The organism is Thermus thalpophilus, assembly GCF_022760915.1.
Taxonomy (GTDB): Bacteria; Deinococcota; Deinococci; order Deinococcales; family Thermaceae; genus Thermus; species Thermus thalpophilus.
Genome location: NZ_JAKTNS010000003.1, coordinates 81,714 through 102,007 on the forward strand (window position 1 = coordinate 81,714; position 20,294 = coordinate 102,007).

At 66.2% G+C, this 20,294-nt stretch carries 26 protein-coding genes and 1 tRNA gene; 23 read left to right on the plus strand and 4 right to left on the minus strand.

The window, feature by feature from the left end:
• Positions 1–6: 6 nt before the first annotated feature.
• From L0D17_RS02375 to cycA, 4 genes are all read right to left on the minus strand, one after another.
• Positions 7–82, minus strand: a tRNA-Lys gene (locus tag L0D17_RS02375).
• Positions 83–121: 39 nt separating this feature from the next.
• Positions 122–733, minus strand: coding sequence for a thiamine diphosphokinase (locus L0D17_RS02380; RefSeq protein ID WP_243093731.1), 612 nt, complete (start codon positions 731–733; stop codon positions 122–124).
• The gene (locus L0D17_RS02385; RefSeq protein WP_243093732.1) at positions 730–1,680 is read right to left on the minus strand and encodes an ABC transporter ATP-binding protein; all 951 of its coding nucleotides are present in this window, start codon (positions 1,678–1,680) and stop codon (positions 730–732) included. The genes L0D17_RS02380 and L0D17_RS02385 overlap by 4 nt, the downstream gene beginning before the upstream one ends.
• 53 nt (positions 1,681–1,733) lie before the next feature.
• Complete coding sequence (cycA, locus tag L0D17_RS02390) at positions 1,734–2,180, minus strand: cytochrome C-552 (RefSeq protein WP_243093733.1); 447 nt, start codon at positions 2,178–2,180, stop codon at positions 1,734–1,736.
• 270 nt (positions 2,181–2,450) lie between these two features.
• Here cycA and L0D17_RS02395 point away from each other — a divergent pair, with 270 nt between their 5' ends.
• The 23 genes from L0D17_RS02395 (at position 2,451) to L0D17_RS02505 (ending at position 20,278) form a co-directional block, all read left to right on the plus strand.
• A complete protein-coding gene (locus L0D17_RS02395) occupies positions 2,451–2,852 on the plus strand; it encodes a SoxW family protein (protein WP_235283832.1) in 402 nt (133 codons plus the stop codon).
• A complete protein-coding gene (gene soxY / locus L0D17_RS02400) occupies positions 2,845–3,297 on the plus strand; it encodes a thiosulfate oxidation carrier protein SoxY (protein ID WP_243093734.1) in 453 nt (150 codons plus the stop codon). Before L0D17_RS02395 ends, soxY begins: the two co-directional genes overlap by 8 nt.
• A gap of 16 nt (positions 3,298–3,313) precedes the next feature.
• Positions 3,314–3,640 carry a thiosulfate oxidation carrier complex protein SoxZ gene (soxZ, locus tag L0D17_RS02405; protein WP_243093735.1) on the plus strand — a complete coding sequence of 109 codons (327 nt, stop codon included), beginning with the start codon at positions 3,314–3,316 and terminating at the stop codon, positions 3,638–3,640.
• Positions 3,641–3,683: 43 nt separating this feature from the next.
• On the plus strand, positions 3,684–4,466 hold the full coding sequence (gene soxA, locus L0D17_RS02410) for a sulfur oxidation c-type cytochrome SoxA (RefSeq protein WP_243093736.1): 783 nt from the start codon (positions 3,684–3,686) through the stop codon (positions 4,464–4,466).
• Between the two features lie 10 nt (positions 4,467–4,476).
• On the plus strand, positions 4,477–5,052 hold the full coding sequence (gene soxX / locus L0D17_RS02415; RefSeq protein WP_243093737.1) for a sulfur oxidation c-type cytochrome SoxX: 576 nt from the start codon (positions 4,477–4,479) through the stop codon (positions 5,050–5,052).
• Positions 5,049–6,770: a thiosulfohydrolase SoxB gene (gene soxB / locus L0D17_RS02420; protein WP_243093738.1), complete on the plus strand. Its 1,722-nt coding sequence runs from the start codon at positions 5,049–5,051 to the stop codon at positions 6,768–6,770. Before soxX (L0D17_RS02415) ends, soxB begins: the two co-directional genes overlap by 4 nt.
• Complete coding sequence (gene soxX, locus L0D17_RS02425) at positions 6,767–7,327, plus strand: sulfur oxidation c-type cytochrome SoxX (protein WP_243093739.1); 561 nt, start codon at positions 6,767–6,769, stop codon at positions 7,325–7,327. Before soxB ends, soxX (L0D17_RS02425) begins: the two co-directional genes overlap by 4 nt.
• A 3-nt stretch (positions 7,328–7,330) precedes the next feature.
• Positions 7,331–8,134 (plus strand): sulfur oxidation c-type cytochrome SoxA, encoded by an 804-nt coding sequence (soxA, locus tag L0D17_RS02430; RefSeq protein WP_243093740.1) that lies wholly within the window; start codon positions 7,331–7,333, stop codon positions 8,132–8,134.
• Positions 8,135–8,136: 2 nt separating this feature from the next.
• Positions 8,137–8,571 (plus strand): rhodanese-like domain-containing protein, encoded by a 435-nt coding sequence (locus L0D17_RS02435; protein ID WP_243093741.1) that lies wholly within the window; start codon positions 8,137–8,139, stop codon positions 8,569–8,571.
• Positions 8,568–9,419 carry a translation initiation factor 2 gene (locus tag L0D17_RS02440; RefSeq protein WP_243093742.1) on the plus strand — a complete coding sequence of 284 codons (852 nt, stop codon included), beginning with the start codon at positions 8,568–8,570 and terminating at the stop codon, positions 9,417–9,419. Before L0D17_RS02435 ends, L0D17_RS02440 begins: the two co-directional genes overlap by 4 nt.
• Before the next feature lie 15 nt (positions 9,420–9,434).
• The gene (locus L0D17_RS02445; RefSeq protein WP_243093743.1) at positions 9,435–10,724 is read left to right on the plus strand and encodes an FCSD flavin-binding domain-containing protein; all 1,290 of its coding nucleotides are present in this window, start codon (positions 9,435–9,437) and stop codon (positions 10,722–10,724) included.
• A gap of 68 nt (positions 10,725–10,792) precedes the next feature.
• Positions 10,793–12,076 (plus strand): sulfite dehydrogenase, encoded by a 1,284-nt coding sequence (gene soxC / locus L0D17_RS02450; RefSeq protein ID WP_243093744.1) that lies wholly within the window; start codon positions 10,793–10,795, stop codon positions 12,074–12,076.
• On the plus strand, positions 12,069–12,617 hold the full coding sequence (locus tag L0D17_RS02455) for a c-type cytochrome (protein ID WP_039458524.1): 549 nt from the start codon (positions 12,069–12,071) through the stop codon (positions 12,615–12,617). Before soxC ends, L0D17_RS02455 begins: the two co-directional genes overlap by 8 nt.
• 9 nt (positions 12,618–12,626) lie before the next feature.
• Positions 12,627–13,295, plus strand: a complete 669-nt coding sequence (gene ccdA, locus L0D17_RS02460) for a cytochrome c biogenesis CcdA family protein (protein WP_243093745.1) — start codon at positions 12,627–12,629, stop codon at positions 13,293–13,295.
• A gap of 41 nt (positions 13,296–13,336) precedes the next feature.
• Positions 13,337–13,903 carry an ABC transporter ATP-binding protein gene (locus tag L0D17_RS02465; RefSeq protein ID WP_039458527.1) on the plus strand — a complete coding sequence of 189 codons (567 nt, stop codon included), beginning with the start codon at positions 13,337–13,339 and terminating at the stop codon, positions 13,901–13,903.
• 41 nt (positions 13,904–13,944) lie between these two features.
• Entirely contained in the window at positions 13,945–14,610 is a 666-nt protein-coding gene (locus L0D17_RS02470; RefSeq protein WP_039458645.1) for a heme exporter protein CcmB, read from the plus strand.
• A 56-nt stretch (positions 14,611–14,666) separates the two neighbouring features.
• The gene (gene ccsA / locus L0D17_RS02475) at positions 14,667–15,353 is read left to right on the plus strand and encodes a cytochrome c biogenesis protein CcsA (protein ID WP_243093746.1); all 687 of its coding nucleotides are present in this window, start codon (positions 14,667–14,669) and stop codon (positions 15,351–15,353) included.
• Between the two features lie 91 nt (positions 15,354–15,444).
• A complete protein-coding gene (ccmE, locus tag L0D17_RS02480) occupies positions 15,445–15,873 on the plus strand; it encodes a cytochrome c maturation protein CcmE (protein ID WP_039458529.1) in 429 nt (142 codons plus the stop codon).
• Positions 15,870–17,801, plus strand: coding sequence for a heme lyase CcmF/NrfE family subunit (locus L0D17_RS02485; RefSeq protein WP_243093747.1), 1,932 nt, complete (start codon positions 15,870–15,872; stop codon positions 17,799–17,801). Before ccmE ends, L0D17_RS02485 begins: the two co-directional genes overlap by 4 nt.
• The gene (locus L0D17_RS02490) at positions 17,798–18,334 is read left to right on the plus strand and encodes a TlpA family protein disulfide reductase (protein WP_243093748.1); all 537 of its coding nucleotides are present in this window, start codon (positions 17,798–17,800) and stop codon (positions 18,332–18,334) included. The genes L0D17_RS02485 and L0D17_RS02490 overlap by 4 nt, the downstream gene beginning before the upstream one ends.
• On the plus strand, positions 18,331–18,744 hold the full coding sequence (locus L0D17_RS02495; RefSeq protein ID WP_039458540.1) for a cytochrome c-type biogenesis protein: 414 nt from the start codon (positions 18,331–18,333) through the stop codon (positions 18,742–18,744). The genes L0D17_RS02490 and L0D17_RS02495 overlap by 4 nt, the downstream gene beginning before the upstream one ends.
• A gap of 2 nt (positions 18,745–18,746) precedes the next feature.
• Entirely contained in the window at positions 18,747–19,727 is a 981-nt protein-coding gene (locus L0D17_RS02500) for a c-type cytochrome (RefSeq protein WP_243093749.1), read from the plus strand.
• Positions 19,724–20,278: a Rieske 2Fe-2S domain-containing protein gene (locus tag L0D17_RS02505; protein ID WP_039458543.1), complete on the plus strand. Its 555-nt coding sequence runs from the start codon at positions 19,724–19,726 to the stop codon at positions 20,276–20,278. The genes L0D17_RS02500 and L0D17_RS02505 overlap by 4 nt, the downstream gene beginning before the upstream one ends.
• Positions 20,279–20,294: the final 16 nt, after the last annotated feature.

Here is a 20,294-nt window from a genome sequence, read left to right on the forward strand (position 1 = left end):
GGTCCTTGGTGGGCCGCACAGGACTCGAACCTGTAACCCACCGATTAAGAGTCGGTTGCTCTACCGGTTGAGCTAGCGGCCCAAACGCCAAAAGCTAGTGTAGCCCCCCCTTTTGCCCCTGTCAATAGACGTAGAGCACCGCCCGCCCCACCGCCACCTCTATCCGGATCGCCCCCAAGGCCTCGTTCTCCAGGGTGCGGGTGGTGGCCGCCAAAGGGGTCAAGGGGAGGTTCCAGCGGGCCCCTTCCAGGGCCAAGGCCACTTCGGGAAAGGGAAGGAGGCTAAAGGGGGTGCCCGGCGCCAAGGGAAAGGCGTGGGCCCCGGGAAGTAGGGGGTAGGCCCAGGTGAGCCCGTCCGTGAGGGCCACCTTTACCCCCCTTTCCGCCAGGGAAAAGGAAAGGGCCAGGTGGGCCAGGGTGTGGTCCAGCCTCCCCCCAATCCCCCCGAGCAAAAGCACCTCCTCCGCCCCCAGGGCCAAGGCCCTTTGCAACAGGGCTTCCCCGTCGGTCAGGTCCTTTTCCCGGGGCAGGACCTCCTTGGGGGCGGGAAGGGCCGACTGCAGCCAAGGGGGGCTTGAGTCAAAGTCCCCCAGCCACACCTCGGGGATGAGCCCTAAGGCGAGGGCGTGCCTGCCCCCTGAGTCCGCCGCCAGGAGGCGGTATCCTTGAAGCTTTTCCCTAAGTGGCTCTGTGACCAGCAGAGGGCCCCCTAAGAGGAGGGCGAAGCGCCTCATCCCTCCAAGGCTACCGCCTGGGCTAGGTCCAGGTGGAGCCCCACTTCCCCCCCTTCTTCCGGGCCCTCCTCCGCCTCCAGGTAGAGCCTCACGCCCCGCGCCCTCACCCATAGCCCCACCCGGTTCCCGTAGAAAAGCCGCTCCTCCACCACCCCCGCCCAGTCCCCCCCCAAGCGCAAGGCCCGGGGGGGAAGGAGGTGAAGCCGGGGCGGAAGCCCGAGCCGCACGCTCTCCTCGGGGCCCAGCAGGTTCTTGTGCCCGAGGAAGCGGGCGGTCCAGACGTCCTTGGGCCGGGCGTAGACCGCTTCCGGGGTGCCCACCTGCACGAGCTTCCCTTCCCGGAGCACCGCCACCCTTGCCGCCAGGAGAAACGCCTCCTTTTGGTCGTGAGTGACCAGGAGGGTGGTGACGCCCTCTTCCCGCAGGGTCTTGCGCAGGAAGAAAAGGAGCTCCTCGCGAAGCCTGAGGTCCAAAGCCCCCAAGGGCTCGTCCAGGAGGAGGAGGCGGGGCCTCGCCGCCAAGGCCCGGGCCAGGGCCACCCGCTGCTTTTCCCCCCCTGAAAGGGCCTCGGGCCGCTTGCGGGCGTGGGGGGAGAGCTCCATGCGGGAGAGAAGCTCCTGCACCCTTTCTTCCCGCCGGGCCTTGGGCCAGCGGGCCTCCACCAGGGGAAAGGCGATGTTCTCCGCCACGCTGAGGTGGGGGAAAAGGGCGTAGTCCTGGAAGAGGAAGCCCACCCCCCGCTTTTCGGGGGGGAGGGGGGTGAGGTCCAGGGGGCCGAGGCGCACGAGGCCCCGGTCGGGGGGCAGGAGGCCGGCGATGAGCTTGAGAAGGGTACTCTTTCCGCTGCCGGAGGGCCCGAGGAGGGCGAGGACTTCGCCTGCTTGCACCTCGAGGGCCACCTCTAGCCGGAAACCGGGGAAGCGCTTTTCCAGGGCGAAGGCCAGCACCCCTCCATTAAAAAGCCCCCGGGGCCCCTGGGCCCCGGGGGCGGGCCATGGCCTCACTTCAGGCCCAGCTTCTTGCGCTCCTCCAGCACCTGCTGGGGGGTGAGCTTCTTGTCCCGCAGGGCCTTGACCTCGGCCGGGGTGAAGGGCTTGAAGCCCTGGACCTTCTTGTCGTCGCCCCAGGCGGTGGCGATGTGGTTGAGGACGGCGGCGATTTCCTCGTCCTTGAGGCCGTTAAAGGCGGGCATGGCTCCGTTATACTTCATGCCCTTGACCTCAATCTGCCCCTGAAGGCCCCATAGGATCACCTTGATCAGGTACTCCCGCCCCCCCTGTTTGCCGAGGATCTCCGCCACGTGGCCCGCCAGGGGCGGGAAGGCCCCGGGGATCCCTTGGCCGTTGGCCTGGTGGCAGCCCGCGCACTGGGCGTAGAGCTTGGCGCCGTCCGCCTGGGCCAAGGCCAGGCCGCCGAGTAGGAGGAAAGCCATAAGGGTCCGCTTCATCTTTACCCTCCGGGGTATAGGGTAGTTTGTCCCTTCGGGTTCGTCAAGAGCCTGGGCTTTAGCTTTCCTTTAGTCGGGGGTAAGGCACCGCTTGGCGCGGGAGGGGGTCATCTACCCCCCAGCTCAAAACAACAGGGGGTATAATGTGAAGAAGCGGTCAAAGTAGTGTAGTCGGGGACTTGATTTTTCCCTGACCAACCTGGTAAGGTACAAATGTCCTTGGGTGTACCCGGGTGGTGTAAGGTGATGTACGCATACAGGGTACTTTGGATGTTCCTCCTCGGCGTGGCGCTGGCGGCGCCGGACTTTGGGCGCTGGTATCCCTTTCCCCAAGCCCAAGCCCTGGCCCAGGAGCACGCCCGGGTGCTCATGGTGTACTTTCATAGCGCCCACTGCCCCTACTGCGAGCAGATGAACACCTTTGTCCTCTCCGACCCCGCGGTGAGCCGCCTTTTGGAAGAGCGCTTCGTGGTGGCCTCCGTGGGTACGGATACCCCGGAGGGGCAGGAGCTGGCCCGGCGCTTCCGCGTGCCGGGCACCCCCACCTTTGTCTTCCTCGTCCCCCGGAAGGGGGCGTGGGAAGAGGTGGGCCGGCTTTTTGGCAGCCGGCCCCGGGCGCAGTTCCTTGCGGAGCTGCGCCAGATGTGCGCCAAAGGAGGTGCGTGTGAATAGGCGAGCGTTTTTGAAGGCGACCGGAGTGGCCCTTTCCGCCCTCGCCGTGGCGGGGCTTCCCGCCATGGCCCAGGGGCTGGAGGGCGAGGACCTGGCCCACCTGGAAAAGGCCCTGCAGGAGGCTTTGGGCAAGGGGTTTAAAGACCTTACCCCCTCCAACCTGGTGAAGCTCACCATGCCGGCCATCGCGGAGAGCGGGGCCAACGTGCCCGCGGAGGTGGAGGTGAACCTGCCCGCAAGCCAGGTGAAGGCCATCCACCTCTTCGCCGACAAGAACCCCACGCCCCGGCTGGTGACCTTCATGCCCATGAAGGCCCTGCCTTACTACGCTACCCGGGTCCGCCTGGCCGAAACCACCGCCATCCGGGCCGTGGTGGAAACCACCGACGGCAAGCTGCTTTTGGCCTCGGCCAGCACCCGCGTGACCGTGGGGGGCTGCGGCTAAAGAAAGGAGGTAGAAGATGCCCATCCGTACCATCGTTCGCCTCACCCCGGCCAAGCCCAAGGCGGGAGAGGAGTTCAAGCTCCAGGCGGTGGCCCAGCACCCCAACGAGCCGGGTACCCGCCGCGACGCCCAGGGGAACCTCATCCCCGCCAACTACATCAACCTGGTGGAGGTCTACTTTGAAGGGGAGAAGGTGGCGGAGGCCCGCCCCGGCCCCTCCACCAGCGCCAATCCCCTTTACGGCTTCAAGTTCAAGGCGGAAAAGCCGGGGACCTACACCGTAAGGCTTAAGGACACCAGCGGCGACACCGGGGAAGCCCAAGTAAAGCTGGAGCTGGCCTAAATGGGGCGCCCGGGAAACCGGGCGCCTTTATGGAGGTGGGTATATGCGGTCCAAGGCGTGGTGGGTGGTAGGCGTGGCCCTTCTCTTGGCCTCGGCCCTGGCCCAGGGAAGCCCGGACCCCCGGGAGGAGGCCAAGCGGCAGAAGGAGCTCCTCCTGCAAACCGCGGGCATCCTCCCCACGGAGCTCGTGGTCCAGCAAGGGGGGGAGCTCTTTAACCGGAAGGGGCCCTCGGGCAAAACCATGGCCGAGTGCGACTTCGGCCTGGGCAAGGGGGTTTTGGAGGGGGCCGCCGCCCGGCTTCCCCGCTACTTCCTGGACACGGGCCGGGTGGAAGACCTGGATGGCCGCATCCTTACCTGCATGACCCGGGTCCAGGGGTTCAAGCCGAGCGAGGTGCGGCGCTCCGAGGTGGTGGCCGTGGCCTTTTACATCGCCAGCAAGTCCACGGGCCACAAGATCCAGGTGCGCCTCCTCTTCCCCCAGGAGCGGGAGCTTTACGCCCTCGGGGAGAAGCTCTTTTACGCCCGCTCGGGGCCTAGGGACGTGGGCTGCGCCACTTGCCATGTGACCTACGTGGGCAAGCGGGCCGGGGTTTTGCCCTACGCCGACGTGCTGGGGAAGGACAAGTCTTGGACCCACTGGCCCGCTTACCGCTACTCCAACGACCAGACCTGGACCATGCAGGACCGCATCCGGGCCTGCTACGGCAACATCGCCCACCCGCAGCCGGATCTGTACTCGCTGCCCATCCTTGCCCTGGAGCTTTACCTGGCCTACCACAGCAACGGGGCGGTGGTGGAGGAGTGGCCCGCTTTCGTGCGGTAGAGGAGGGAGCATGAAGAAGGCGCTATTGTCCCTGGTGGCGCTCGCCTTTGTGGCCTTGGGCCTGGCCCAGCGCTACTTTAGCGAAAAGGAGCTGGAACTCATCCAAACCGCAGGGAAGGATTACGCCCAGGTCTTCTTGAACCAGCGCCCGGACCAGGCCCTTTGCTCCATCCACAAAAACCGCCTTCCCGCCGACCTCCTGCCCCAGTTCATTGAGGAGCAGAGGAGCCTCATCAAGTACCCGGCGAGCGGGAAGCTGATGGGGGACTGGAGGAAGGGCGGGGCCATCTTCAACAACCTTCAGAAGGCCAACTGCTTCTCCTGCCACTTCGGCTCTCCCGTGCACCTGGGCGGGGATGTGGGGCCTAGCCTGGAAAAGTACGGGCTAAACCGGGGCCAGTCCGAGGCGGTGCAGCGGTACACCTACGAGGTGATTTACAACTCTTGGGCCTACTTCCCCTGCACGGTGATGTACCGCTTCGGCGCCCAAGGCCTCCTCACCCCCGAGGAGATCGCCGACGTGGTGGCCTACCTTTTAGACCCGGAATCCGACTTCAACACCAAGCCGGCGGTGGGGTCTAGATGAACCGAAGGGACGTTCTTTTTCTCCTCTCTACCCTTGCGGGCCTGGGACCCAAGGCCCTCGCCCAAGCCTTGGAGAACCCGGCCCGCCTTTATGACCTTCCCCCTTATGGGGACGCCACGCTCCTTTACTTCTCCGACCTCCATGGCCAGGTCTTCCCGCACTATTTCATGGAGCCCCCGAACCTCATCGCCCCCAAGCCCCTCATGGGGCGGCCCGGCTACCTCACGGGGGAGGCCATCCTGCGCTACTACGGGGTGGCCAGGGGGACACCCCTAGCCTACCTCCTTTCCTACCAGGACTTTGTGGAGCTGGCCCGGGCCTTTGGGCCCATAGGCGGCGTGGCCGCCCTCACCGCCCTCATCCGGGACCAAAAGGCACGGGCGGAGGCGGAAGGGGCGAAGGTTCTGGTCCTGGACGGCGGGGACACCTGGACCAACTCCGGCCTTTCCCTCCTCACCCAAGGGGAGGCCATGGTGGAGTGGCAGAACCTGACCGGGGTGGACCACATGGTGAGCCACTGGGAGTGGACCCTGGGCCGGGAGCGGGTGGAGGAGCTTTTGGGAAAGTTCCGTGGGGAGCACCTTTCCTACAACGTGGTGGACGAGCTTTTTGGCGATCCCCTTTTCCCCGCCTACCGCCTCCACCCCGTGGGCCGCTACACCTTGGCCGTGGTGGGGGCCACCTACCCCTACGTGAGGGTGTCCCATCCGGAAAGCTTCACCGAAGGGCTTTCCTTCGCCTTGGACGAGCGGAGGCTCCAAGAGGCGGTGGACGCCGCCCGGGCCGAGGGGGCGGACGCCGTGGTGCTCCTCTCCCATAACGGCATGCAGCTGGACGCCGCCTTGGCGGAGCGGATCCGGGGCATTGACCTCATCCTTTCCGGGCATACCCACGACCTCACCCCCTTGCCCTGGCGGGTGGGAAAGACCTGGCTGGTGGCGGGAAGCGCCGCGGGCAAAGCCCTTATGCGGGTGGACCTGAAGTTGAAGAAGGGGGGTGTTGCCAACCTGCGGGCGCGGGTCCTGCCCGTCTTGGCAGAGCACCTGCCAAAGGCTGAGGACGTGGAGGGCTGGCTTTCGGAGAAGGTGGCTCCACACCGGGAGCACCTCTTCACCCCTTTGGCGACGGCGGAGACCCTGCTTTACAAGCGGGATACCCTCTACTCCACCTGGGACCACCTGGTGGGCCAGGCGGTGAAGGCCTTGTACCCGGAGGTGGAGGTGGTCTTCAGCCCGGCGGTGCGGTGGGGAACCACGCTTCTTCCGGGGCAGGTCATCACCCGGGACCACCTTTACGCCTACACCGGCTTCACCTACCCCGAGCTCTACCTCTTTTACCTGCGGGGAGAGCAGATCCAGGGCGTCTTGGAGGACATCGCCAGCAACGTCTTCACCCCTGACCCCTTCTACCAGCAAGGCGGTGATGTAAGCCGCACCTTTGGGCTTTCCTACGTTCTGGACCCCGACGCCCCCACGGGCAAAAGGGTGCGGGAGCTACGGGTGGGGGATAGGCCCTTGGACCCGGGCCGCCGCTATTTGGTGGCCGCCTACGGGGGAAGGCTCCAGCGACTGGGGGAGGCCAAGCCGGGCTTTGAGCCTAGGCCCATTTATGCGGTCTTGGAGGAGTACCTCAAGGGGGTGGGCCGGGTCAAGGTTCTGCCCGAGCCCAACGTGAAGGTAATAGGGCGTAACTACCGCGTGCCGGAGGTGACGGGATGAAGCGAATGGGGTTGTCGGTCCTAGGCTTGTTGGCGCTGGGCGTGGCCCTTTCCCAGGTGAGCCCCTTCCGGGCTCGCCTCGAGGCCTTGTTGCACTCGGGAGGGCATGAGTTCGCCCAAGTAATGCTTTCCCAAGACAAGGCTCAGGCCCTCTGCTCCCAGTACCGGGACAAGCTCCCCCCGGACCTTGTACCGGGGTTTTTGGCGGAGCAGAAGGCCCTCATCAAGTACCCGGCGAACGGGAAGCTGATGGGGGATTGGAAGAACGGGGAGAAGGTTTTCACCGATCCCAAGCGGGGCAACTGCTACGCCTGCCACGCCGGGGTACCCACGGAGGTGGCCCACGGCACCATGGGGCCGAGCCTCACGGGTTACGGCCAGCGGGGCACAAGCGAGGCGGTGGTGCGCTACACCTACGAAAAGATCTACAACGCCTGGGCCTTCGTGCCCTGTTCCCTCATGTACCGGGGCGGGGTGCACGGCCTCTTCACCCCCGAGGAGACCGCCGATTTGGTGGCCTTCCTCCTGGACCCCGAGTCCCCCATCAACCGGAGGTGAGCCATGAAGCCTAAGAAGCGGATCTTCCTCCTCGGCCTCGTGGCCTTGGGCGCCCTGGGGGGGCTTTGGGCCTACACCCAAGGGGAAAAGCCCCTGGACCCCTTTGAGGAGGCCATGCGCCAGCGGCAGATGTACCTGGAAACCTTCGGCGTCTTGCCCGGGGAGCTTTACGTGGAGGAGGGCAAGGAGCTCTTCTTCCGCAAAGGCCCAAGCGGCAAGACCCTCGAGGCCTGCGACTTCGGCAAGGGCCCCGGGGTTTTGGAGGGCGTCTACGCCGTTTTGCCCAAGTACTTCCCCGACACCAAGCGGGTGGAGGACCTGGAAACCCGGGTCTACACCTGCATGCAGCGGGTGCAGGGCTTTAAGCCCGAGGAGATCAAGCGGGACGAGGTGAAGGCCATCACCACCTACATCGCCTCCTTCTCCTCCAAGGCCAAGCTCCAGGTGGTGCCCAGGCGCCCGGAGGAGCTGGCCCTGTACAACCTGGGGCGGGAGCTTTGGTACCAGCGGGCGGGGGTGCGGGACATGAGCTGCGCCGTCTGCCACGAGCAGTACGCAGGCCATAGGGTGCGGCTTTCCCCGGTGCGTAGTCCCAAGCAGGGTCTCGGGAACGAGTGGCCCGCCTACCGCTTTGAGGAGGACAAGCTCTACACCATGGAGGACCGCATTAACTTCTGTTACGAGTCCATCGCTATCCCCAAACCCAACTTCTACTCGGAAGTCCACATCGCCCTCACCGTCTACATGCTGGCCGAGGCGACCAAGGCCGGGCGCTCCTTTGAGGAGTTGCCCTTCTTCACCCGTTAGCCATGCGCCGCCGCCACCTTCTCGCCCTTTTGCCCCTTTTCCTCCTGAAGGCCCGGGGGGAGGAGGGGGGCGACTGGGTCCAAGCTTTCGGGGCCTTCCTCAAGCGGGTGCCCCCGGCGAGCTACCTGGTCTACCCCACGGAGGCCAAGGACCTCCTCCTCTTTGAGCCCTTCATCTTGGATGTGCGCACGGCGGAGGAGCGGAAGAGGGGCTACATCCCGGGCTCGGTGCACATCTACGCCGGGGAGGTGCCGGACCGCTTGGCCGAGCTTCCCCAGGATAAGGAGGCCCTTATTCTCGTTTACTGCAACTCGGGGAGCGTTTCCGCGGTGGTGGCGGCTTACCTGCAGGCCTTGGGGTATAAGAACGCCAAGAACATCGCCCATGGGTTCAAAGGCTGGCTGGACGCCGGCCTAGAAGTGGAGGGAGGATCATGAAAAAGGTTTTGGCGCTGGTGGTGGCGTTGGGCCTCTCCTTGGCCCAGTCCTTGGTGGTGGAGGTCCGAGGGAGCCTGGAGGCGGTGGAGGAGAGGACGCTCGCCGCCTTGAAGGCGGTGGGCCTCGAGCCCGACCGGGTCCTCAACCTGGGGGAGCAGGTGCGCCAGGTCACGGGCCCGGGCTTCCCCGACTACCGCCTGGTGGTCCTGAAGCCGGAAAAGGGAAGCCTGGAGGCGGTGAGCAAAAATCCCATGGCGGCCATCGTCCTGCCCCCCACGGTGTTCATCACCGGGGAGGGGGAGAGGTACCTGGTGGGCACCTTTGACGGACGGCTCCTCTTTGGGATGCTCGGGGTTTATGGCGGGGAGGTGGAGCGGCTTGTCTGGCGCCTCGAGGCCGCCTTGGGCCGGCTTGGCCTGGTGCGCAAGGTGTCTCCCGCCATGATGCCGGACCCCAACAGCGGCATGATGCCCGCCCTCCTCTACCGGGTGCGGGGGGCCAAGGTGGAGGACGTGGTCCTCATGGTGGAAACCGAGCTCACCTCCGCCGGGCTCAACCTCTTGCCCCACGTCCAGGTGGGCCCCGTCACGGTGATCATGCCCTGCAAGAGCGAGTGGGCCCGCATCATGTTCCTCACCCAGCCCGCCGGGGGCTTCGCCGCCCCCTGCCGCTTCTTCGCCATGCCGATGGGGCAAGACGTCCTGGTGGGGGCCATTGAGCCCATGCTCATGACCATCATGCCGGGGGTCATGGGCTCGCCGGCGGTGGCCATGCTCCAAGAGGCCAGGCGGGTGATGGCGGGCATCCTGGAAGCCGTGGGCGGGGAGTCCTACCGCCCTGGCCAATAAAAGGGAGGGAGACGCATGGGTAAGGTGAACCGGAGGGACCTTCTAAAGTCGGGGGCCGCCTTGGCGGCGGCGAGCGCCCTGGGGGGCAAGGCCTTCGCCCAGGAGTTTTACGCCCGCCCTGCCACCCTGCTCCCCCGCACCCGCAAGCCCCGGGTGGTGGTCATCGGGGGCGGCTGGGGCGGGACCACGGTGGCGCGGAAGCTGGTGCGGTCCGGGGTGGACGCCGAGGTGGTCCTCATTGAGCAAAAGCCCATCTTCATGTCCTGCCCCATGTCCAACCTCTTCCTGGCGGGGGTCAAGCCCTTGGAGTGGCTCGTCTTTGATTACACCAACGTGGTGAAGGATGGGGTCATCTTCGTCCAGGAAAAGGTCTTGGACATCAACCGCGACCGCCGCCTGGTGCGCACCGCCGGGGGGTACGTGGCCTACGATTTCCTGGTCCTGGCTCCCGGCATTGACTACATGTACGAGGCCATCCCCGGCTACGCCGAGGTGAAGCACCTCCTCCCCGTGGGCTTCAAGCCCTTTGAGCACATCGCCCTGAGGCGGATGCTGGACCAGTTTGACGAGACGGGTGGGGAGCTCGTCATGTACATCCCGAACCCCCCTTACCGCTGCCCCCCGGGCCCCTACGAGCGGGCGGCCATGCTGGCCTGGCGGCTCAAGACCAAGGGGGTGAAGGGCAAGGTCATCGTTCTGGACGCCAACCCGCAGCCCGTTTCCAAGGCCCCGGGCTTCCTCGCCGCCTACAACGACCTTTACAAGGACTATCTGGAGTACGTGCCCAACACCAAGATCACCGGTCTGGATTACGGGAAGAAGCGGGTCCTCACCGAGCTTGGGGAGGTGGCCTTCACCCTGGCGGACATCATCCCCCCCATGAAGGCGGGGGAGCTGGTGCGCGTGGCGGGGCTTGGGGAGCGCTGGGCCAACGTGCGCATCCCCTACTTCCTCTCGGAAAAGGACGACCGGGTGTACCTGGTGGGGGACATTACCGGCAACACCCCCTACCCCAAAAGCGGCATGGTGGCCTACGTCTCCGGCACCATCGTGGCCCGGCAGATCGCCGAGCGCCTTAAAGGCAAGCCCTTGGCGGAGATCCCCCCTGAGCTTCCCCAGAACATCTGCTACTCCTTCGTGGACTCGGAGGAGGCCATCTGGGTTTCCGCCAACTACTCCTGGGATGAGGCGGCCAAGCAGATCAAAGCGCAAAGCGCCGTGGACAACCAGCGCTCCAAGGCCAACGGCCAGGCGGCCATTGGCTGGGCCACCGGCATTTGGAACGACATGTTCGGCCCTGCCTAAGGCGTTAGGCCCCGCCCCCTCAGGGGGGCGGGTTTTTCTTGCGCCCGTGGGATACGATAGGAGGGTATATGGACCGACGGAAGTTCTTCCGGCTTCTTGGAGCGGGAGGCCTCTTTAGCCTTCTTAGGGTCCGGGCTCAAGGGGCTCCCTGGAGCGAGGAAACCTTCGCCCCCACCAAGACCCTCGGGGCTCCCCTTTCCGAGTACGGGAACAGGAGCCCCTTTGAGGAGGAGGTGGTGCGCTACATCTCCCCCAACCTGCGCACCCGCCACTCGGGGGCGGACTTCGCTCCCCTGGAGCGGCTGGAGGGGGTCATCACCCCCAACGGCCTCCACTTTGAGCGCCACCACGCCGGGGTGCCCCAGGTGGACCCCAAGCACTACCGCCTGGTGATCCACGGGATGGTGGAAAGGCCGTTGGTCTTCACCCTGGAGGACCTCAAGCGCTTCCCCTCCGTGACCCGCACCTACTTCATTGAGTGCGCCGGAAACGGGCAGAACGGCTACCGCAACCCCCCCGACCCCAACCTCACCGCCACCCGAAGCCGGGGCCTCGCCTCCAACGCCAGCTGGACGGGGGTGCCCCTGGCCCTCCTCCTCAAGGAGGCGGGGGTGAAGCCGGGGGCGAGGTGGCTCATCCCCGAGGGGATGGACGCCGCCATGTACACCCGCTCCCTTCCCCTGGAGAAGGCCATGGAGGACGTCTTGGTGGCCTATGCGCAAAACGGGGAGGCCCTCCGCCCCGAGCAGGGCTACCCCGTGCGCCTGGTGGTGCCGGGCTGGGAGGGGAGCATCCAGGTGAAGTGGCTAAGGCGCATCCTGGTCACGGACCTGCCCGCCATGGCCAAGGACGAGACCAGCGAGTACACGGACGTCATGGCGGACGGGAAGGTTTTGGCCTTCACCTGGGTCATGGAGCCCCAGTCCATCATCACCTACCCCTCGGGGGGGCAGGCCATCAAGCCCGGGTTTCACGAGATTCGGGGCCTGGCCTGGAGCGGGTTCGGCCGGGTGACCAAGGTGGAGATCTCTTTTGACGAGGGGAAGACCTGGCGGCAGGCCACCTTAGAGCCTCCTGTGGAGCGCTACGCCTTCGTCCGCTTCAAGATGCCCTGGCAGTGGCGGGGCGAGGAGGCGGTGCTGTGGAGCCGGGCCTGGGACGAGAAGGGAAACACCCAGCCCACCCGGGAGGAGTTCTTCAAGCGCTGGGGCAAGAACAACCGCTACCACTACAACGCCATCCAGGCTTGGCGCATCCTGCCCGACGGCCGGGTGGTGAACGGGGACCGGCCCTTGGGCGTTCAGGCCCTGGGCCCCGTGGGCGGGTGCGACGGGGAGGTGTTTGATGGCTAAGAAACTCTTCTTCGCCGTGGTCCTTTTGGGCTTGGCGGTGGGGGCGCGGTACGGCCTCGGCACCCCCATCAGCGAGGAACTCGCCGCCCAGTACGACCTTAGGCCCGTGGTCCTGCCCGACGGCCGGGGGCTTCCCCCGGGGGAGGGGAGGGTGGAGGAGGGGGAGCGGATCTACGCCGAGAAGTGCGCCTCCTGCCACGGGGCCCGGGGGGAAGGCTACCCCTTTAACCGCTTGGTGGCGGAGCCCTTCCCCATCACCCCGGACACGGAGCCCGTGGAGTACGCCATCGGCAACTACTGGCAATACGCCACCACCCTTTACGATTACATCCGCCGGGCCATGCCCTTCGGTCAGGAAGGCACCCTCACCAATGAGGAGGTCTACCACTTGGTGGCCTTCCTCCTCTACATGAACGGCATCATAGAGGCGAATGAGCCCGTCAACCAAAAGACCCTGCCCCAGGTGCGCATGCCGGCCCGGGAGCTCTTGGACCTGGACCCGGAGACCAAGCGCCGCTTCCCTTGGCTCACCTTGCCCTAGGATGGGAGCATGACGCTTTCCTTGGGCGCGGCCTTCTTGGCGGGGGTGCTCTCCTTCCTTTCCCCTTGCGTGCTCCCTTTGGTGCCCACCTACCTTTTCTACCTGGGGGGGGAAAGGGGGCGCCCCCTCTTTAACGCCCTCTTCTTCGTCTTGGGCTTCGGGGCGGTGTTTTTCCTCCTGGGGCTTCCTTTTACCCTCCTTGGGGGGCTTCTTTTTGAACACCGCCAGACCCTGGCCCGCGTGGGGGGGGTGGTCCTGGTCCTCTTCGGGCTTTACATGCTGGGCTTGAGGCCCAAGTGGGGGGTTTCCCTCCGCTATGAAGGGGAGACGGGCCGCCCCTTGGGGGCCCTCTTGCTTGGGGCCACCTTGGCCCTGGGCTGGACCCCGTGCATCGGCCCCATCCTGGGGGCCATCCTCACCCTCACCGCCGTGGGGGGCGGGGTGGGCTTCCTGCTGGCGTACATCCTGGGGCTTGCGGTGCCCTTCCTCTTGGTGGCCCTCTTCGCCGAGCGGCTCAAGGGGTGGCTACGGCGGGCGGGAAGGCTTTCCCATTACGTGGAGATCTTCGCTGGGGTGGTGCTCGTCCTCGTGGGGGTGCTCCTCTTCACCGGGACGTACTCCGCCTTGAACACCTTTTTCCTGCGGATCACGCCGGAGTGGCTGCAGAAGTACCTATAGGGACCCTTGTCCCCGGGGTATACCCCTAGACTGAAGGGAGCATGTTGCGCCTCGAGGCCGTTTCCAAGCGCTTTGGCCGGGACTGGGTCCTGCGGGATGTGAGCCTTTCCCTAGGGCGGGGCGAGGTCCTGGCCCTCCTCGGCCCCAACGGCTCGGGCAAGACCACCCTTTTAAGGCTCATGGCGGGGCTTTTGAAGCCCACCCGGGGCCGGGTGGTGCGGGAGGGGAGGGCCCTCTTCCTCGCCAATCCCCCCCCCTTCCACCGCCACCTCACCGCCAAGGAACACCTCCTTTACGACCTGGCCTTCCACGGCGGGAGGGGGGACTGGCGGGGGGCCTTGGCCCGGTATGGCCTGCCGGAGGACCTGCCCCTCGCCGCCTTCTCCAGCGGGATGAAAAAGCGCTTGGCCCTGGCCCGCCTGGAGCTTCTTTCCCCCGACCTTTGGCTTTTGGACGAGCCGGAAACCGCCTTGGACCAGGAGGGGCGCGAACTCCTCCTCCGGGCCTTGGACGGGGCCCGGGCGCGGGGAGGGGTGGTCTTCGCCACCCACGACCGGGCCTTGGCGGAGGCGGTGGCGGATCGGGTCCTCTGGCTGGGGGCGGCGTGAGGGCGGAAGGGCAGAAGGCAGTGGGGAGGGGGGGCTTGGGGGTGGGGCGGGTTTGGCTTTTGGCCCTGCGGGACCTGCGCCTGGAGGTGCGGGACCGGGCGGGGGTGCTCTCCGCCCTCAGCTTCCTGGCGGTGATGCTCTTCATCATGGCCTTGGCCCTGGGCCCGGAGGAGGGGGCCTTGCGCCGGGCCGCCCCCGGGGTCTTGTGGGTGGCCTTGGCCTTCCTGGCCACGCTTCTTTCCACCCGGGCCTTTGCCTTGGAGGTGGAGGACGCCACCTTGGACGATCTCCTCCTGACCCCCGGGGGCAAGGAGTGGGTCTACTTCGGGAAGCTCCTCTTCCAGATGCTCCTCCTCTTCCCCCTTTCCGCCTTTGCCCTGCTCCTTTCCGCCCTGCTCTTCCACCTGCCCCTGGGAAAGGCCCTTCCCCTTTTCCTCACCCTGGCCCTGGGGGGGCTTGGCTACGCGGGCGTGGCCACTTTTTACGCCGGGCTCCTCGCCCGGCTACGGGGGCGGGAGGTGCTTTTGCCCCTTCTCCTCTTCTCCTTGGTGGTGCCCGTGGTCCTGGCGGGGGTCCGGGCCACGGCGGGGCTTTTGGAGGGGGTTCCCCTGGCGGAAGTGGCTTCTTGGTGGCAGCTTCTTTTGGTCTTTGACGTGGTCTACCTCACCGCGGGGGCCCTCCTCTTCCCCGTGGTCATGGAAGGGTAGGGGCCACAGATTTTTCACCCGGGAGGTGGCTATGCTTAGGGTTGTGGAGGCAAGCGATGCTTAAGGCGGCACACCCGGAACGACCCGACGCCCTCACTTGGGCCTTCTTGGGCCTGGGGGTACTCCTTCTGCCCGTGGGGCTTTACCTGGCCCTCTCCGCCCCGCCGGACGTGAACCAGGGGTACCTGGCCCGCATCATGTACCTGCACGTGCCCGGGGCGTGGCTTGGCTACCTGGCCTTCTTCGTGACCTTCCTTTACTCCCTCCTTTACCTCTTCCGCCAAGACCCTCGCTACGACCGGGTGGCCCTGGCCAGCGCCGAGATTGGCCTCGTCTTCATGGGCCTAGCCCTGGTGACGGGGATGCTTTGGGCCCGGCCCACCTGGGGGGTCTACTGGGCCTGGGAGCCCAGGCTCACCACCACCGCCATCCTCTTCGCCGTTTACGTGGGCTACTTCCTCCTTCGGGGGGCCATAGAGGACCCGGAGCTTCGGGCCAAGGCGGCGGCGGCGGTGGGGGTCTTGGGCTTCATCAACGTGCCCATTAGCTACATGTCGGTGAAGTGGTGGCGGAGCCTGCACCAGACCCAGTCCATTGACCTGACCACGGGCAAGATCCACATGGACCCGGCCATGCTCCAGGCCCTCCTCTTCAACCTCTTTGTCTTCACCCTGCTCTACCTGGGCTTCGTGCGCCTTAGGGCCTTGGTGGCGGCCCTCGAGGCCCAAAAGGAGGAAGCGTGAACGAGGTCTTCGTCACCTGGGTCTACGCCCTCACCTACCTCACGGTTTTTGGCTACCTGGCCTACCTCTTCTGGCGCTACCGGAGGGCAAGATGAGGATCAAGTACCTCCTCGGCCTTTTGGTCATCCTGGGGGCCTTGGGCTACCTCATCTTCGGGGGCTTGGGGCAGAACCTGGTCTATTTCCTAACCCCTTCGGAATACCTCCAGGACCAACCCCGCTACCAAAACCGCCCCGTGCGCCTGGGGGGCCTGGTGAAGCCGGGCACGGTGCGGTACGACAAGGACCGGCTAGAACTCCGCTTCATTCTCACCGACGGGGTGGCGGAGGTGCCCGTCTTCCACAAGGGCACCCCCCCGGGCATGTTCAAGGAGGGCCAGGGGGTGGTGGTGGAAGGCCGCTTCCAAGAGGGGGTCTTCCAGGGCACCAACCTCCTGGTGAAGCACTCGGAAAGCTACCAGGCCCCCAAGGAGGGGTGGACGCCCGAGGAGGTGCGCAAGCTCATTGAGGAGGCCAAGTGACCCCGGCGCTATTGGGCAACGTCGGCGTGAACCTGGCCCTGGCCTTTAGCCTCTTGGGCCTGGCCCTGGCCCTCTTGGCCTACTTCCAGGGGGATGGGCGCTTCCTGAAGGGAGCCAAATCCCTCCTCCTCCCCGCCTTCCTCGCCGCCTTGGCCGCCTTCTTGGCCCTAGAGTGGGCCCTTCTCACCCACGACTTCTCCCTGGCCTACGTGGCCAGGAACCACTCGGTGAAGGACCCCCTTTGGGTCACCCTGGTCACCCCTTGGGCCGCTCTAGAGGGAAGCATCCTCCTCTGGGGGCTTTTGCAGACCCTCTACACCCTCTTGGCGGGCCGGCGGGCTTTGGACCCTTGGCGGGCCTCCTTGGTGCTCGCCGTGCTTTTTGGCGTCCAGGTCTTCTTCTTTGGGGTCATGGCCACCATCGCCAGCCCCTTTGAAACCCTTCCCAACCCGCCCCAAGACGGGGTGGGCCCCAACCCCCTCCTGCAGAACCACTGGATGATGGCCGTCCACCCCGTGCTCATGTACCTAGGCTTCGTGGGTCTGAGCGTGCCCTACGCCTACGCCGTGGCGGCCATGGTCACCCGCCGCTACCAGACTTGGGTGGAGGAGACGCGGTGGTGGACCCTCATCGCCTGGGGCTTTCTCACCGCCGGGAAGGTGGCGGGGATGTGGTGGAGCTACGAGGTCTTGGGCTGGGGTGGGTACTGGGCCTGGGACCCGGTGGAAAACGCCAGCTTCATCCCCTGGCTCCTCGCCACCGCCTTCCTGCACACCGCCCTCGTGCAGCAGACCCGGGGGGCCTTTAAGGCCTGGAACTTCGCCTTTGTCACCCTGGCCTTCGCCGCCACGGTCCTCGGCACCTTCCTCACCCGTAGCGGCGTGATCCAATCCGTGCACGCCTTCGCCGAGGGCCCGGTGGGGCCGGCCTTCTTGGGCTTCTTCCTCCTGGCCACCTCCCTTGGCCTGGGCCTTCTTTCCCGGGTTTCCCGCGAGGTGCGGGACACCGCCTTCTTCCACCCCTTTTCCCGGGAGGGGGCGCTTCTTCTGGGGGCCTTTTTCTTCGCCGGTTGGGCCTTGGTGGTGGTCCTAGGGACCTTCTACCCCCTTTTGGTGGAGGCCTTCGCCGGGGCCAAGGTGAGCGTGGGGGCGCCCTTTTTCAACCAGCTTTCCGCCCCGCTTGGGGCTGGGATTTTGCTCCTCATGGGGGTGGGGCCCCTCCTGCCCTGGCGGAGGCCCAAGGCCGAGGCCTTGCGAAACCTTTACCTCCTCTTGGCCGTCCTGGCCTTGGGGACGCTTCTTGGGCTTGCCCGGGGCTATACCGTGGGGGCCTCCTTGGCGGTGGGGCTTTTCCTCTACAACGTGGCCGCCATCCTCCTCCTGGTGCGGGAAGGGGTCTTGGGGCGGGTGCGGGCGGGGCTTTCTCCGTGGGGCTTTTTGGAAAACCGCAGGCGGGTGGGGAGTCTGGTGGTCCACTTCGCCGTGGCCCTCATGGGGCTTGGCATCGCCTTTAGCCAAACCTACCGCCTGGAAAGCGAGAAGACCCTGTACCGGGGGGGGAGCTGGGAGGTGGCGGGCCTTAGGCTCACCTTCCAGGGGGTGCGGGCCCTGGACGAGGGGCGGCGCTTCGCCGTGGAGGCCCTGGTGGAGACCGACCGCTTCGGGGAGGTGCGGCCCCGGCTCCACTTCTACCCACAGATGAACTCCCCCCTGCCCGCTCCTAAGGTGGTCTACACCCCGGGGAACGACTACTACTTCCTCCTCATGGACTTTGACCGGGAAAAGGGCGAGTGGGCTTCCTTGCGCCTTATCGTCACGCCCCTGGTTTTCTGGATGTGGGTGGCGGGGGGGCTCATGGCCCTGGGAACCCTGTACATCCTCTGGCCGCAGGCGCGCCGGGAGGAGGCTAGGGGGGTGAGCCCGGCGTGAGGGCCTGGCTTTGGATCCTTTTGGTGGTGGCCTTGGGGGGGCTTTTCTTCTGGGGGATGCAGCGCAACCCCAAGGACCTTCCCTCGGTCTTGGCCAAGGAGAGGCGCCCCGCCCCCGACTTCGCCCTGCCCGTCCTTCCCCCCTACCGGGCCGAGTGGGGGGAGACCTTCCGCCTCTCGGACCACCTGGGGAAGCGGCCCATTGTCCTCAACTTCTGGGCCAGCTGGTGCTACCCCGCCTGCTACGAGGAGGCCCCGGTTTTGGAGGCCGCCTGGCGCACCTACAAGGAGCGGGTGCTTTTCCTCGGGGTGAACACCCAGGACAAGGAGCCGGAGGCTTTGAAGTTCATCGCCCAGTTCGGCCTAACCTTCCCCCAGCTCTTTGACCCCCGGGGCCGGGTGGGGGTGGACTACGGCATGTACGGGGTGCCCGAAACCTTCTTCATAGACGGCGAGGGGCGGGTTTTGGCCCGCCACGCCGGGGCCATTGACCAGGCCACCTTGGAGAAGTACCTAAAGGAGGCGTTGCCGTGAGGTGGGTGTTGTTCCTCGCCCTTTTCTTCCTGCCCGCCCTGGGCCAGGAGGGGCCTCCCCCTGACCTTTCCCCGGAGGTCTTCCGCATCGCCCGGGAGCTCCGCTGCCCCGTGTGCCAAGGGGAAAGCGCCGCGGAGAGCAACTCGGGGGTGGCGGTGGAGATGCGGCGCATCATCGCCGAGATGCTTCAGGAGGGCAAGACGGAGGAGGAGATCAAGGCTTTCTTCGTGGACCGCTACGGGGAGTGGATCCTCTATAACCCACCCCGGCGAGGAGTGACGCTTTGGGCCTGGGTGTTGCCCGCGGTGGCCCTTATCCTCTTGGCCCTTGGGCTTTTCGCCTATTTCCGCCCCAAGAAGGTGCCCAAGGAGCTTCTGGAAGAGGCGGAGCGCCGCCTGAAGGAGCCCTGAGCATGACCGCCACCTTGCTTTTCCTCGCCCTTTTCCTCCTCGGGCTTTTCCTGGCCCTAAGGCCCCTCCTGGGCTCCAAGGAGCCCTTTCCCGAGCCGCCCCGGCGGGAGGAGCTCCTTCGGGAGCTGGAGGTTTTGCGCGCCGAGGTGGAGGCCCTCGAGGGGGAGGAGAAAAAGCTCGCCCTGGCCCGCATGGTGGCCTTGGAGAGGGCCCTGGAGGGCTACCGCCCGCCGGCAAGGCGCTCCCTTAACCCCTTGCCCGTGGCCCTCGTCTTGGGGGTGGTGGTCCTCCTGGGGGTGGGCCTTTGGCGCTACACCCTGCCCCGCCTACCTGGGGAGACCACGGTGACGCAACGGGCCGAGGCCCGAGAGCTTAAGGCCCTGGCGGACAAGGCCAAGCGGACGGGGGCGGTGGAGGACCTCTTGGCCTGGGGGCGGCGGGCTTACGCCCTCCAGGCCTTTGACCAGGCGGCGGAGGCCTACCTGGAGGTGCTGAAGAAAGACCCCAGGAACATAGAGGCGGTGCGGCGGGTGGGGATCCTCCTCTTCATGGGGGGAAGGCCGGAAGAGGCGCAGATGTTTTTGGAGATCGCCCAGCACGCAGACCCCAAGGCCGCGGAGGGGTGGCTTTTCCTTGGGAACCTCTACTTCCAAAAAGGGGAGATGGACCGGGCCATCGCCGCTTGGGAGCGGTACCTGGAGGTGGGGGGCGAGGCCAGGGAACGGGTGGAGGGCCTCATTGCCATGGCCCGGGCCCAGGCCCAAGGGGGGAAGGATGGGAGAAGCGTCTACCTGGCCCGCTGCGCCGTTTGCCACGGGGCGGAAGGGGAGGGGGGTGTGGGGCCTAGGCTCAAGGGAAACCCCATTCTGAAAGCCAAGGAGGCGGTGCGGGAGATCGTGCTCCAGGGAAGGGGCAAGATGCCCCCGGTGCCTCTTCCTGAGGAAGAGCTTAAGGCCCTTTTGGCGTACCTCCAAGGGCTATGAAGCGGCGCGACCTCTTCTTCTACATCCCCGTGGCCGTGGCGGGGGGGTTTTTCGCCTGGTTTGGCGTGCGCACCTACAACCTCCGCTTCCGGCCCCGGCCCGAGGCGGGGGCCCCCACGTGGAAGGCGGGCCCCAAGGTGGCGGTGGCCCGTCGCGGGGAGCTTGCCCTGTGGCAGGCCAAACCTTTCCTTTACCCCCTACCCCAGGGGGAACTCAGGGCCTTTCTCTTGCGGCTCCCCGAGGCCCCTCCTGGGGGGCTTTCCCTGGGGGAAGAACACTACGCCGCCTTTAGCCGCATCTGCACCCACCAGGGCTGCACCCTGAACTACGTCCCCGACCCCGAGGCGGCCTCCCTCCTCTACAACTTCCGCCATGAACGGCCCTTCTTGGGCTGCCCCTGCCACTTCGGCGCCTTTGATCCCTTGCTTGGGGGAAAGGCCATCTACGGCCCTCCCCGCTATCCCTTGCCCCGGCTCCGCCTCGAGGCGGAGGGGGATACCCTCTACGCCACCGGCCACGAGGTGCCCCTGCGGCCCATGGAGGGGGTATAGGGGCCTGAGGGGCTTC